Genomic DNA, 12,767 nt, shown 5'->3' on the forward strand with positions numbered 1-12,767 from the left:
ATGGTGAAGTCGGTCCTCTGCTTTGGCGATTCCCTCACCTGGGGATCAAATGCGGAAACGGGTGGCCGGCATAGCCATGACGATCTTTGGCCGAGCGTCTTGCAGAAGGCGCTCGGTCCTGACGTGCATGTGATTCACGAAGGTCTGGGTGGTCGCACCACCGCCTATGACGACAACACCGCCGATTGCGACCGCAACGGCGCGCGGGTTCTTCCGACGTTGTTGCACAGCCATGCGCCGCTGGATCTGGTGATTGTCATGCTCGGCACCAACGACCTGAAGCCGTCAATCCACGGATCGGCGATCGTTGCCATGAAGGGTGTCGAACGGCTGGTGAAGCTCACGCGCAACCACATCTGGCAGGTGCCGGACTGGGAAGCGCCTGACGTGCTGATCGTCGCACCGCCGCAGCTGTGTGAAACGGCCAATCCGTTCATGGGCGCGATCTTTCGTGATGCGATCGATGAATCGGCGATGCTGGCGTCCGTTTACCGGGACCTTGCCGACGAGCTTGATTGCGGCTTTTTCGATGCGGGTTCCGTCGCCCGAACGACGCCGGTGGATGGCGTTCATCTCGATGCTGAAAATACGCGGGCCATCGGGCGGGGGCTGGAGCCCGTCGTCCGCATGATGCTCGGACTTTAAGAACAATTCCCGGTCGTGGCGCTGCTCGCGACCCGATAGGACAAGGCAGGATTTCCAATGGCTCAATCATATGACGTCATCATCATCGGTTCGGGACCGGGCGGTTACATTGCCGCGATCCGCGCAGCCCAGCTCGGCATGAAGGTTGCCGTCGTGGAGCGTGAGCATCTGGCCGGCATCTGCTCCAACTGGGGCTGCATTCCCACCAAGGCGCTGCTGCGCACCGCCGATGTCATGCACACCGCCACCCACGCCAAGGATTACGGCCTGACGCTGGAAGGCTCGATCAAGCCTGACGTCAAGGCAATCGTGGCGCGCTCGCGCGGCATTGCAGCCCGCATGAACAATGGCGTCGGTTTCCTGTTCAAGAAGAACAAGGTCGATATCATCTGGGGTGAAGCCAAGATCACCAAGCCGGGCGAAATCGTGGTCGGCAAGTCCACCAAGCCGGTGGTGCAGCCGCAGGGTCCGGTTCCGAAGAACACGCTGGGCGAGGGTACTTATACAGCCAAGCACATCATCGTCGCCACGGGCGCCCGCCCGCGCGCGCTGCCCGGCATTGAGCCCGATGGCAAGCTGATCTGGACCTATTTCGAGGCAATGAAGCCGGAAGAAATGCCGAAGTCGCTGCTCGTCATGGGCTCCGGCGCGATTGGCATCGAATTCGCCAGCTTCTACCGCACCATGGGCGTGGACGTGACCGTTGTCGAAATCATGAGCCAGGTTATGCCTGTCGAAGATGCGGAAATCTCCACCTTCGCCAAGAAGCAACTCGAAAAGCAGGGCATGAAGATCCATCTGGAAACCAAGGTTTCCAAGGTGGAAAAGGGCGCAAACTCCATCACCGCGACGCTGGAGAAGAAGGACGGTTCTTCCGAAAAGATCACGGCTGATCGCATGATCTCTGCCGTTGGGGTCGTTGCCAATATCGAAGGCATCGGCCTCGAAGCTGCCGGCGTGAAGACCGATCGCGGCTTTATCGTCATCGACGGCTACGGCAAGACCAACGTTCCCGGCATCTACGCCATCGGCGATGTCGCAGGTCCGCCGCTGCTTGCCCACAAGGCTGAGCACGAGGCTGTCATCTGCGTCGAAAAGATCGCCGGTCTGCCGAATGTTCACCCGATGGACAAACTGAAGATTCCCGGCTGCACCTATTGCAACCCGCAGGTCGCTTCTGTCGGTCTCACCGAAGCCAAGGCCAAGGAACAGGGCCGCGATATCCGCGTCGGCCGCTTCTCCTTTGCGGCGAACGGCAAGGCTGTCGCGCTGGGTGAAGATCAGGGCATGGTCAAGACCATCTTCGACAAGAAGACCGGCGAGCTGCTCGGCGCGCATATGGTCGGGGCGGAAGTGACCGAACTCATCCAGGGCTTCGTCGTCGCTATGAATCTGGAGACGACAGAAGAAGATTTGATGCACACGATCTTCCCGCATCCGACCATTTCGGAATCGATGAAGGAAAGCGTGCTCGATGCCTATGGACGTGTGCTTAACGCATAAGTGCCGCGTGATGCCCGGCATTGTCTAACCATGCCGGGTGTCCCATATGTCTCGATACAGCCTTAAGGCGGGCTGTTATTTCAGGGAGCGTGGGAATGGAAAGTGTAGGCTGGATTGCAGCAATCATCATCGGCGGTCTCGCCGGCTGGCTCGCCGGCAAGCTCATGGACATGCGTTTCGGCATTTTCATGAACATTGTCCTTGGCATTGTCGGTTCGGTGGTCGCTGTTGCGGTACTGCGAACCTTCGATGTTTTCGTGCAGGATAGCAGGCTCGGTTATTTCGTTACCGCCTTCATCGGCGCAAGCCTGTTGCTGTTCGTGGCTAAGCTCGTGCGGCGCTGACAAGGCGTCGTGACCGGAAGGGGCTTACGCTTTTTCTGGAATTGTTCTAAAGCATCGCACCAAAGATGTCTGGATCGCCAAGGGCGATGGAAGCAGGTTTTTATGGTCACTATTCTCGACAGGACGTCGTCTGACGAAAAGCGTATCCGCCACCCGGAAAAGGCGCACAAGCCTGATACCGAGGTGATGCGCAAGCCCGAATGGATCCGCGTCAAGGCGCCGACCTCCAAGGGTTACCACGAGACGCGCGAACTGGTGCGCAGCCACAAGCTGGTGACCGTGTGCGAGGAAGCCGGCTGTCCAAATATCGGCGAGTGCTGGGACAAGAAGCACGCGACCTTCATGATCATGGGTGAAATATGCACCCGTGCCTGCGCCTTCTGCAACGTCGCGACCGGCAAGCCCAATCCGCTCGACATGAATGAGCCGGAAAATGTCGCCAAGGCCGTCAAGCAGATGGGACTTTCCCACGTCGTCATCACCTCCGTCGACCGTGACGATCTCGCCGATGGCGGTGCTGAACATTTCGAAAAGGTGATCTGGGCAATCCGCGCAGCCTCTCCCACGACCACAATCGAAATCCTCACGCCCGACTTCCTGAAGAAGCCCGGCGCGCTGGAACGTGTCGTTGCCGCAAAGCCCGACGTCTTCAACCATAATCTGGAAACGGTTCCGGGCAACTACCTCACGGTCCGCCCGGGTGCGCGCTATTTCCACTCGGTGCGCCTTCTGCAACGGGTGAAGGAACTCGATCCCACCATGTTCACCAAGTCGGGCATCATGGTTGGCCTCGGTGAAGAGCGCAATGAAGTGCTGCAGCTGATGGACGATCTGCGCAGCGCTGACGTCGACTTCCTGACCATCGGCCAGTACCTGCAGCCCACCCGCAAGCACCACAAGGTCGAGGCTTTCGTGACGCCGGAGGAATTCAAGTCCTACGAGACGGTGGCTTACACCAAGGGCTTCCTGATGGTTTCGTCGAGCCCGCTGACCCGTTCTTCCCACCATGCCGGTGACGATTTCGAACGCCTGCGTGCGGCACGCGAAAAGAAGTTGCTGGCGGCTGCGGAGTAAGCGACGCAAAGGTTCGCCAATACGGCATTGAGATTTGAAGTCTTCATGTTCTCACCATCGTCATGCTCGGGCCTGCCCCGAGCATCTGCAACCTATGGAAATGACAATGGGTGATTAGATCCTTGGGATATTCCCGAGGATGACGGTGCGTGAGACGCGGCGCCTGTGGATCAATACAATAGTCTTGACCCTCAGGCCGATCACGCCGCAACCTTTTCAGGCCTGTGCGCCCGCATGCAGAGCACGACGCTCAGCACGACCGAGCAGATCGCCAGGACCTCGACCAGCGTCGGGCCACGCCCTTCCCAGAGAAAACCGTAAAGCAGCGCAAACAGCGTTTCAAACAGGATCATCTGCCCAACCATGGTAAGCGGCAGCATGCGGCTCATACGGTTCCAGAAGGCATTGCCGAGGATGGACGCGGTGAAGCCGAGCCCGGCGGCGATGGCGACGAAATACAGCCAGTCGCCCGTGCTGTGGCTTTCTCCACCCAGTGCGAAGGCGGGGATGGCGAGCGCCAGCGCAAGCCCGCCGGTCACTACACCCGTCATCATGTTCCAGTCATCGGCGCTCACATCGTGAAGGCGCGACAGCCAGCGGGCATTGCCTACGGCGAAAGCCGTCCATGAAGCCAGCGCCCCGAGCGCGCAGGCAAGGCCGATGACACGAGAAATATCCAGACCCGCATCGTTTTCCGTCAGCGACTGCCATGAGATGCCGAGAATGCCTATCGCGCCGAAGGCAAGCGATGGCCATAGCCGCTTCAGCGATACGGCGCCGTGGTCGCGGCTGCCGATGATGGTAACGGCAACAGGCAGGAAGCCGATGATGATTGAGGTGAAGGCGACGCCGCTCAATTTCACCGCGGTCGAGATGAAAACATAGTAGGCGATGTTGCCGATCATGCTCAGCCAGCCAAGCGCTAACCATTCGCGCGCGCCAAACCGCGCCGACACTTGTTTGAGGCGTGGCCCGATAATGACCAGCGAAATCAGCCCATAGGTCAGGTAGCGCGCCGTGGAAAGCTGCAGGGCGGAAAAATCCGGCACGAGTTTCGGAGCGAGAAATATCCCGCCCCAGAGCGCACCCGCCATTATGCCGTAAAAAACACCGAGACCAGTCCTGTTCATGTCCATCACATCCGCATTCACATTTGTCAGCGATGTGCCACAGGCGGTTGCGGCTGTCTTGACAAAAACTCCTGACGAATGTGAGCGTTCTAATGAATGCCGTGGCGGCGGCGATACGCGGCGGGGGTCTCTCCCACCGCAAGGCGCATGGCTCGTGTCAGCGCCGTCTGGTCGGAAAAACCGGACCTAAGCGCGATTTCGGAAATCGGCACGACGGAGTTGCTGAGCAGGGCGCACACCTTCTCCATGCGCAACCCGGAAAGCCACCGATGCGGCGGAACACCGAATTCTTCGAGAAACAGCGTATGCAGGCGGCTGTCGCTGAGCGTCATGCAAGAGGTCAGCATCTCGATCGTCCACGGAAAGAAGGGCTCGGCCCTCACGACTTCGCTCAGCTTTCGCAGGCGCCGGCGCACATCGCTCTTGTTGTTGGCAAGACTGTCAACCAGCAGCGGCGCCCAAATGGCGGCAATATCGTCGCGGCGTCCATCCGTTCCAACCACGCTGTGCATATAGGCGATCAATTGACGTGTCTCAGGCGCAATATCGAGAAAGGGCGCGTGAGCGAATTTTTCAAGCGTCTGTTCGGGAATCACGCATTCATCGATATCCACCACCAGCGAATGATTGATGGCCGTGGCTTCCTGGGTATGCGGAAGATCGCGGTGGATAAAGACGCCGCGCCCGATGGACAACTCATCTTGCCGTCCTGCCACATCGATACGCAGGCAACCCGAGACCGGCAGAACGATCTGAACGAATGCGTGTCGCTCCTTCGGTCTTTCCTGTCTGTAGGTTCTGATGTCGGCTGATGCGGCTGTCATGACGCTGTCGTTTCCATTGGGCAAAGAAACGGCCGCCTGGAAAAGCGGCCGGTTTCATTGGGTGATTATGACATTGTCTCGAAGATTGGGCCAGCCGGCTTTATCGGTCGGCCAGGCGCCGGCAATTAACAGTCTTCCTTGGCGGTCGATTCGCCGCGCTTGCGCTTGCGCAGAACCGGCTTGTTTTCTCTCGCCTCGCATTTGGCGACGTCGATCAGATAGGCGAGCACAGGCATGCCGTTCATCGATGCAAGCTGTTTGGCGGATTCGAGAAGGTTGATGATGTTGGAAAAATCGTCCATCGGCTCACTCAGTGGCTCAAAGCGGTTATGTGTCGGGTCTGAACCCAAGGATGAATAGGCTGGGCGAAATAGGGAGCTTCCAGCGCCGTTGCATCCAATGGGTGTAATATTAGTCGCAAATAAATAGCAATCCCCCGCAAGGGGTTGCAATAGTCAATTTTCCGTAACTGCCATGCGCCACCCGGATATCGATTGAAAGCAATCGCCAGATGGGAGAGGGGCGCGCAGCGCTCGAATGGGGCTCAGAATATGCCAAACTACCTCGAAAAGGCGGATGATGCGGCCGCCATCATCGCTGGCGCGCAACGCATCATGATCGTCGGCTGTTCCGGCGGTGGCAAGTCCACGCTCTCGCGCAAGCTCGTGCGGCGCTTTGGACTGGAATATATCTCGATGGACCGGGAGATTTTCTGGCTTCCGGGCTGGCAACTGCGCCCGCGTGCGGAACAGCGTGAAAGGATCGCGGACTTCGTTGCGGGCGAGCGGTGGTTGATGGATGGCAGCAATCCCTCGTCGTTTGATCTGCGTCTGCCGAGAACCGATATCGTGATCTGGGTTCGCATGCCGCGCTGGCTCTGTCTCTGGGGTGCCACCAGCCGAATCGTGAAAGGCTACGGCAAGGCGCGACCGGAAATGGCGCAGGGCTGCCCTGAGCGACTGGACCGCGAATTCCTGCGCTATATCTGGAATTTCGAGCGGCGACACGCACCACTTTTCGAGCAGAATTTCGACCTCTATGGGCCGGATGTGCCGGTATGGCAGCTGAAAAGCCGAAAACAACTCCGCCGCCTTCTTGATCTTCTGCACATCGAGGATTAACTGCCGCTCATGCCCAAGTTCGAAACGCATCGTTTTGTAAAACACTCGCCGGACCGCATGTACGACCTCGTCGCCGATGTGGAGAAGTATCCGCAGTTCCTGCCCTTATGCGAAGCACTCACCGTACGCTCCCGCAAGGAGCGCGATGGCAAGACGCTGCTGGTGGCGGATATGACCGTGGGTTACAAGGCCATTCGCGAGACCTTCACCACGCAGGTTCTGCTCAATCCCGCGGAACGGGCCATCGACGTCAAATATATCGACGGGCCGTTCAAATATCTCGACAATCGCTGGCGTTTCGACGCCGCCGAGGGCGGCTCCAACGTGCATTTCTTCATCGAATACGAGTTCAAGAACCGCCTCTTGGGCGCAGTCATGGGGTCCATGTTCGACCGTGCCTTCCGCATGTTCGCAGAAGCTTTCGAGACCCGCGCCGACAAGATCTACACCAATCCCGCCTGACGGAGGGCGATCAGCATCTCGAGCGCCGTCCTGACCGTTGCAAGACGGATGTCCGTGCGGCCGATCTCGCCATAATGCATTTCCTGATGCAGGCTCCGGCCGTGACGGGCCTTGGCGGCCAGATGAACGAGACCCACCGGCTTTTCAGCGGATCCACCCCCCGGACCGGCAATGCCGGTAACGGCAACCGCGAAATCGGCGCGTGACCGGAACAGGGCGCCGTGCGCCATCTGCAGTGCGGTTTGCCGCGAGACCGCGCCAAAGCCCGTCAGCGTTTCAGCGCCAACGCCAAGCATGTCCATCTTGGCCTCGTTCGTATAGGTGACAAAACCGCGGTCGACCACCGCCGAGGAGCCCGAAATCTCCGTCAACGCACCCGCGATCAGGCCGCCCGTGCAGCTTTCCGCGGTCGAGACCATGAGACCGTCTGCTGCAAAATCAGCAATGATCTGCCGTGCGAGCCCTTCAATATCCGCTGGAAACAGGCTCATGGCGGTCTGCCCCTGTAAACGACCGTGGCGGTGGCGATTGCTGCAATCCCCTCCCTGCGACCAACGAAGCCGATGGTTTCATTGGTCGTCGCCTTCACCGAGCAACGCTCCAGCGAGATGCCGAGCATGTCGGAGAGCGCTTCCCGCATGGCCTGCCGATGCGGCCCGATGCGCGGCGCTTCGGCGATCAGCGAGACATCGGCATTCATGATCGTGCCGCCATTGTCGCGCACCACTTTCGCCGCGTGCTCCAGAAATATGCGGGAAGGAGCTCCTTTCCATTGCGGATCGGAAGGAGGGAAATGGTCACCGATGTCGCCGGCGCCGCAGGTCGCCAGCAAGGCATCCGTCAGCGCATGCAGCGCAACGTCCGCATCCGAATGACCTTTGAGCTTCTGATCATGCTCGATGAATATGCCGCACAGCGTCACGCCTTCGCCGGGCTCCAGCTGGTGTACGTCGTAGCCGTTCCCGGTGCGCACGTCCGGCATTGCATGAGAGAGCTTTTCATCGGCCATGGCGATATCCCGCTTGAGAGTGAGTTTCACATTATCGACCGAACCTTCGGTCAATGTTACTGCCAGACCCGCCCATTCGGCAATCGACGCGTCATCGGTAAAATCCGATTTTCCCGAGGCGGCAGCAGCGCGATGCGCGGCGAGGATGTCGTCATAGTCGAAACTCTGTGGGGTCTGTGCGGCATAAAGGCCCTGTCTCGAAACCGTGTCGGTGACACGATTGCCCGCGCCGCGTTTCAGCGTGTCAGTGACGGGCAGGGCGGGTAGAACACCGCCCGCTCCCTCCCGGTGCAGGGCGACAATACGTTCAAGCATATCGACGGAAACGAAAGGCCGCACCGCGTCGTGGATCATTACGTGGCTCAGGCCATGGCGGGAAAGCGCCTCCAGCCCGGCAAGAACAGACTGCTGCCGTGTCACGCCGCCAATAACCGTGGTGACGCGCTCCCCGGCATCAAGTCGCTGGAGAACCGGAGTGAGCAGCGCCGTATCGTCCGCATGGCGCACGACGACGATATGGGAAGCGTTCTTCCACTGGAGGAACGTCGACAGAGTGTGCTCGATCACAGCCTTGCCGCCGATCGGACGATATTGTTTCGGACCCTCCTCGGGAGAGCCGGCTCTTTCCCCGCGTCCCGCGGCCACGATGACGATGCCGAGTTTCATAGTACGTTCCTGCATTGGTCGTATGCTTTGCGTGCAACCCTTCGTGGTTGACAGTCATGCTCTAGCGTTTCAAAACCCGGATGGCCAGCCCGATAAGGCGGGCATCAGCCCCGCAAAGCGCAGGACATGACGTTGCTGCGCTTTCGAAGCTGCACAATTTGCCGCCGACAGCAAAACAGGCAGGCAGCCGCTCAGCAAATAAAAGGTGCAACCTTCTAAAAGTGCTTGGCAACTGCGCAAACACTGTCTAAAAATAATGCAAATAACCCTTCTGCATGAAAGATCATCATTTGGCCCTTCCGGAGTTGTCAGAACCGTTCAGCATCGGCTCAGTTACGATCCGTAATCGGGCTGTGCTGGCGCCCATGTCGGGCGTGACGGATCTGCCTTTCCGACAGCTCGCCTGGCGTTATGGAGCAGGCCTCGTGGTGACGGAAATGGTGGCAAGCCGGGAGCTTGTTGCCAATCGCGGGGAATCCTGGGCGCGGCTGAAAAATGTAGGCATGGTTCCGCACATGGTGCAGCTTGCGGGGCGCGAGGCGCATTTCATGGCCGAGGCGGCGAAGATCGCTGCTGGCAATGGCGCCGGTATCATCGATATCAATATGGGCTGTCCTGCCAAGAAGGTGACGGGCGGTTATTCCGGCTCGGCGCTGATGCGCGATCCCGATCACGCGCTTTCGCTGATCGAGGCGACTGTCAATGCGGTCGATGTGCCGGTGACCTTGAAGATGCGGCTCGGCTGGGATGAAAACAGCATTAACGCACCTGATATAGCTCGGCGCGCCGAAGCAGCAGGCGTTCGCCTTATTACCATTCACGGTCGCACCCGCATGCAGTTTTACGAGGGGCGGGCGGATTGGGATGCCATCCGCGCCGTGCGTGAGGTGATTTCCGTGCCGCTGATCGCCAATGGTGACATCGAGACGGCGGAAGATGCTCGCGAAATCCTGCGGCGGTCGGGTGCGGACGCCGTCATGGTCGGTCGCGGCGCGCAGGGGCAGCCGTGGTTGCCGGCGGTGCTCGCGGGGCATGCAGCGCCGCATCGAGAGGATATCCCCGCCATCGCCGTCGAACATTATGAGATGATGCTGGAATTTTACGGAAGGGAAGCCGGCCTCCGGCATGCCCGCAAACATCTCGGCTGGTATCTCGACCGTTTCGCGCCAGGTATCGCCACGACCGACAAGGCAAAAATCATGACATCGCGCGAGACGGGGGAGGTGGCAGACCTGCTGCGTTCCGCCCTTTGCGAAAATGCGGGCGAAGATGCCGCAAGGAAGGCCGCATGAGCGCTGATAAACACAGCCCTGCAGATGCGAACCCGCTCGCCATGGCGGTTCTGAACGCGGTGCAGAATCCCGTCATTCTGGTGGATGCCGAAGGTTTTATCGCCTTCGCCAACTGGGAAGCCGAAGCCTTTTTCGGCGCCAGCGCCTCCCACCTCGCGCGCTATAGGGTTTCCACTTTCATCCCCTTCGGCAGCCCGCTGCTTGCCCTGATCGATCAGGTGCGGGAGCGCCGCGCGCCGGTCAATGAATATCGCGTTGATCTGAGCTCGCCGCGTCTCGGCCAGGACAAGCTGGTCGATCTTTATGTCGCGCCCGTCGTCAGCGAGCCTGGATCGGTCGTCGTCGTCTTTCAGGAACGGTCTATGGCCGACAAGATCGACCGGCAGCTGACCCATCGCGCTGCTGCCCGTTCAGTCACCGGTCTTGCGTCCATGCTCGCGCATGAGATCAAGAACCCTCTGTCGGGCATTCGCGGCGCGGCCCAGCTTCTGGAGACCTCGGTTGCGGATGAGGACCGGGCGCTGACCCGGCTGATCTGCGACGAGACGGATCGCATCGTTTCGCTGGTCGACCGCATGGAGGTGTTTTCCGACGAGCGGCCGGTGGATCGCGTGCCGGTCAACATCCATTCGGTTCTCGATCATGTAAAGGCGATCGCCAAGGCCGGTTTCGCCCGTAACATCAAGATATCGGAAAATTACGACCCGTCGCTGCCGCCGGTCTACGCAAACCGCGACCAGCTGGTGCAGGTCTTCCTCAACCTGGTGAAGAATGCGGCCGAAGCGGTGGCCAATCAGTCGGATGGCGAGATCGTGCTGACGACCGCCTATCGTCCCGGGATCCGACTATCGGTTGCCGGCAGCCGGGAGCGCATCTCGCTTCCGCTGGAATTCTGCGTGCATGACAATGGCCCGGGCGTACCCGCCGATCTCTTGCCGCATCTTTTCGATCCGTTCATCACCACCAAGACGAATGGTTCGGGCCTCGGTCTAGCGCTTGTCGCCAAGCTGATCGGCGCCCATGGCGGCATTGTCGAATGCGACAGCCAGAACCACCGCACGACTTTCCGCGTATTGATGCCCGTCTCGCCGGAAGTGGCGCTCGACGACAGCACTTTGCCGAACACGACAGGGAATGACCAATGACAGCTACGATCCTCGTCGCCGATGATGATGCCGCAATCCGCACGGTGCTCAACCAGGCGCTGAGCCGCGCCGGTTATGACGTGCGCATCACCTCCAATGCTGCAACGCTCTGGCGCTGGGTTTCGGCAGGTGAGGGCGATCTTGTCGTCACGGACGTCGTCATGCCCGATGAGAACGCCTTCGACCTTCTGCCGCGCATCAAGAAAGCCCGTCCGGACCTTCCCGTTCTCGTCATGAGCGCTCAGAACACCTTCATGACCGCCATCAAGGCCTCGGAAAAGGGCGCCTACGATTACCTGCCCAAGCCCTTCGATCTGACAGAACTGATCGCCATCATCGGCCGCGCACTCTCCGAGCCGAAGCGCAAGCCGGCCAAGCTCGATGACGACATGCAGGACGGTATGCCGCTTGTGGGTCGTTCGGCGGCGATGCAGGAAATCTACCGTGTTCTTGCCCGCCTGATGCAGACCGACCTGACGCTGATGATCACGGGTGAATCCGGTACGGGTAAGGAACTGGTGGCGCGCGCGCTGCATGATTATGGCAAGCGCCGCAACGGTCCCTTCGTTGCCATCAACATGGCGGCCATCCCGCGCGATCTCATCGAATCCGAACTCTTCGGCCATGAAAAGGGTGCCTTTACCGGCGCTCAGAACCGCTCGACCGGCCGTTTCGAACAAGCTGAGGGCGGCACGCTCTTCCTCGATGAAATCGGTGACATGCCGATGGACGCCCAGACGCGCCTGCTGCGCGTATTGCAGCAGGGTGAATATACGACGGTCGGCGGACGCACGCCGATCCGTACAGATGTCCGTATCGTCGCGGCAACCAACAAGGATCTGAAGCAGTCGATCAATCAGGGCCTGTTCCGCGAGGACCTCTATTACCGCCTGAACGTGGTGCCGTTGCGCCTGCCACCCCTGCGTGACCGCGCCGAGGATATTCCCGATCTGGTGCGCCATTTCATCCAGACGGGCGAGAAGGAAGGCCTGGAAGGCAAGCGTTTCGAGACCGAAGCTCTTGAAGTCATGAAGGCCTATGCCTGGCCGGGCAACGTGCGCGAGCTGGAAAACCTGATCCGCCGACTGATGGCGCTTTATCCGCAGGAAGTCATCACCCGCGAGATCATCGAGCAGGAACTGCAATCGGATGTTCCCGACAGCCCGCTCGACAAGATGGCGGTCCGCACCGGTTCACTCACCATCTCGCAGGCTGTCGAGGAAAACATGCGGGACTATTTCGCCAGCTTCGGCGATGGCCTTCCGCCGCCCGGCCTTTATGACCGCGTGCTGCGCGAACTGGAGTATCCGCTGATTCTGGCTGCGTTGACTGCCACGCGCGGCAACCAGATCAAGGCTGCCGATCTTCTCGGTCTGAACCGAAATACCCTGCGCAAGAAAATCCGCGAGCTGGGTGTTTCCGTCTATCGCAGCTCCCGCCCCAGCTGAGAATGTTGACAAGGCCGCATTTGTCGTTGCATTTTCGCCACATTGTGTTGCTTGGAAAACACTAGGAAGGACAGAGATTCGCGGGACACGCGCGAACCTCGCCT

Annotated in this window: 14 protein-coding genes; 9 read left to right on the forward strand and 5 right to left on the reverse strand. The window is 59.7% G+C overall.

Annotated elements, in window-relative coordinates; translation table 11 throughout:
* From EYD00_RS05255 to lipA, 4 genes are all read left to right on the forward strand, one after another.
* Complete coding sequence (locus tag EYD00_RS05255; RefSeq protein ID WP_004441612.1) at nucleotides 1–645, forward strand: SGNH/GDSL hydrolase family protein; 645 nt, start codon at nucleotides 1–3, stop codon at nucleotides 643–645.
* 57 nt (nucleotides 646–702) lie between these two features.
* Nucleotides 703–2,148, forward strand: a complete 1,446-nt coding sequence (gene lpdA, locus EYD00_RS05260; RefSeq protein ID WP_004441615.1) for a dihydrolipoyl dehydrogenase — start codon at nucleotides 703–705, stop codon at nucleotides 2,146–2,148.
* 95 nt (nucleotides 2,149–2,243) lie between these two features.
* Nucleotides 2,244–2,492, forward strand: coding sequence for a GlsB/YeaQ/YmgE family stress response membrane protein (locus tag EYD00_RS05265; protein WP_004441618.1), 249 nt, complete (start codon nucleotides 2,244–2,246; stop codon nucleotides 2,490–2,492).
* A 102-nt stretch (nucleotides 2,493–2,594) separates the two neighbouring features.
* Nucleotides 2,595–3,566 carry a lipoyl synthase gene (lipA, locus tag EYD00_RS05270; protein WP_004441621.1) on the forward strand — a complete coding sequence of 324 codons (972 nt, stop codon included), beginning with the start codon at nucleotides 2,595–2,597 and terminating at the stop codon, nucleotides 3,564–3,566.
* A 200-nt stretch (nucleotides 3,567–3,766) separates the two neighbouring features.
* Here the strand turns inward: lipA and EYD00_RS05275 are convergent, their stop codons facing one another.
* From EYD00_RS05275 to EYD00_RS25860, 3 genes are all read right to left on the reverse strand, one after another.
* Nucleotides 3,767–4,696, reverse strand: coding sequence for a DMT family transporter (locus EYD00_RS05275; RefSeq protein WP_004441623.1), 930 nt, complete (start codon nucleotides 4,694–4,696; stop codon nucleotides 3,767–3,769).
* Between the two features lie 89 nt (nucleotides 4,697–4,785).
* A complete protein-coding gene (locus EYD00_RS05280; RefSeq protein WP_004441626.1) occupies nucleotides 4,786–5,520 on the reverse strand; it encodes a helix-turn-helix transcriptional regulator in 735 nt (244 codons plus the stop codon).
* Between the two features lie 125 nt (nucleotides 5,521–5,645).
* The gene (locus tag EYD00_RS25860) at nucleotides 5,646–5,822 is read right to left on the reverse strand and encodes a hypothetical protein (protein ID WP_003496171.1); all 177 of its coding nucleotides are present in this window, start codon (nucleotides 5,820–5,822) and stop codon (nucleotides 5,646–5,648) included.
* A 249-nt stretch (nucleotides 5,823–6,071) separates the two neighbouring features.
* On the opposite strand from EYD00_RS25860, the gene EYD00_RS05290 reads away from it, so the two are divergent.
* Together EYD00_RS05290 and EYD00_RS05295 are read left to right on the forward strand one after the other, a co-directional pair.
* The gene (locus EYD00_RS05290; protein WP_004441631.1) at nucleotides 6,072–6,641 is read left to right on the forward strand and encodes a P-loop NTPase family protein; all 570 of its coding nucleotides are present in this window, start codon (nucleotides 6,072–6,074) and stop codon (nucleotides 6,639–6,641) included.
* A gap of 9 nt (nucleotides 6,642–6,650) precedes the next feature.
* Complete coding sequence (locus tag EYD00_RS05295; RefSeq protein WP_004441633.1) at nucleotides 6,651–7,103, forward strand: type II toxin-antitoxin system RatA family toxin; 453 nt, start codon at nucleotides 6,651–6,653, stop codon at nucleotides 7,101–7,103.
* Here EYD00_RS05295 and EYD00_RS05300 read toward each other — a convergent pair.
* Together EYD00_RS05300 and EYD00_RS05305 are read right to left on the reverse strand one after the other, a co-directional pair.
* Nucleotides 7,085–7,594: a CinA family protein gene (locus tag EYD00_RS05300; RefSeq protein WP_004441636.1), complete on the reverse strand. Its 510-nt coding sequence runs from the start codon at nucleotides 7,592–7,594 to the stop codon at nucleotides 7,085–7,087. The genes EYD00_RS05295 and EYD00_RS05300 overlap by 19 nt on opposite strands.
* On the reverse strand, nucleotides 7,591–8,778 hold the full coding sequence (locus EYD00_RS05305; protein WP_004441640.1) for a bifunctional 2-C-methyl-D-erythritol 4-phosphate cytidylyltransferase/2-C-methyl-D-erythritol 2,4-cyclodiphosphate synthase: 1,188 nt from the start codon (nucleotides 8,776–8,778) through the stop codon (nucleotides 7,591–7,593). The genes EYD00_RS05300 and EYD00_RS05305 overlap by 4 nt, the downstream gene beginning before the upstream one ends.
* A gap of 275 nt (nucleotides 8,779–9,053) precedes the next feature.
* On the opposite strand from EYD00_RS05305, the gene dusB reads away from it, so the two are divergent.
* The 3 genes from dusB to ntrC are packed head-to-tail and all read left to right on the forward strand — an operon-like array spanning nucleotide 9,054 to nucleotide 12,663.
* Nucleotides 9,054–10,070 carry a tRNA dihydrouridine synthase DusB gene (gene dusB, locus EYD00_RS05310; RefSeq protein ID WP_004441643.1) on the forward strand — a complete coding sequence of 339 codons (1,017 nt, stop codon included), beginning with the start codon at nucleotides 9,054–9,056 and terminating at the stop codon, nucleotides 10,068–10,070.
* On the forward strand, nucleotides 10,067–11,215 hold the full coding sequence (locus EYD00_RS05315; RefSeq protein WP_004441645.1) for a two-component system sensor histidine kinase NtrB: 1,149 nt from the start codon (nucleotides 10,067–10,069) through the stop codon (nucleotides 11,213–11,215). Before dusB ends, EYD00_RS05315 begins: the two co-directional genes overlap by 4 nt.
* Nucleotides 11,212–12,663 carry a nitrogen regulation protein NR(I) gene (ntrC, locus tag EYD00_RS05320; protein WP_004441656.1) on the forward strand — a complete coding sequence of 484 codons (1,452 nt, stop codon included), beginning with the start codon at nucleotides 11,212–11,214 and terminating at the stop codon, nucleotides 12,661–12,663. The genes EYD00_RS05315 and ntrC overlap by 4 nt, the downstream gene beginning before the upstream one ends.
* Nucleotides 12,664–12,767 lie beyond the last annotated feature (104 nt).

Source organism: Agrobacterium sp. 33MFTa1.1, assembly GCF_004328495.1.
Lineage (GTDB): Bacteria > Pseudomonadota > Alphaproteobacteria > Rhizobiales > Rhizobiaceae > Agrobacterium > Agrobacterium pusense.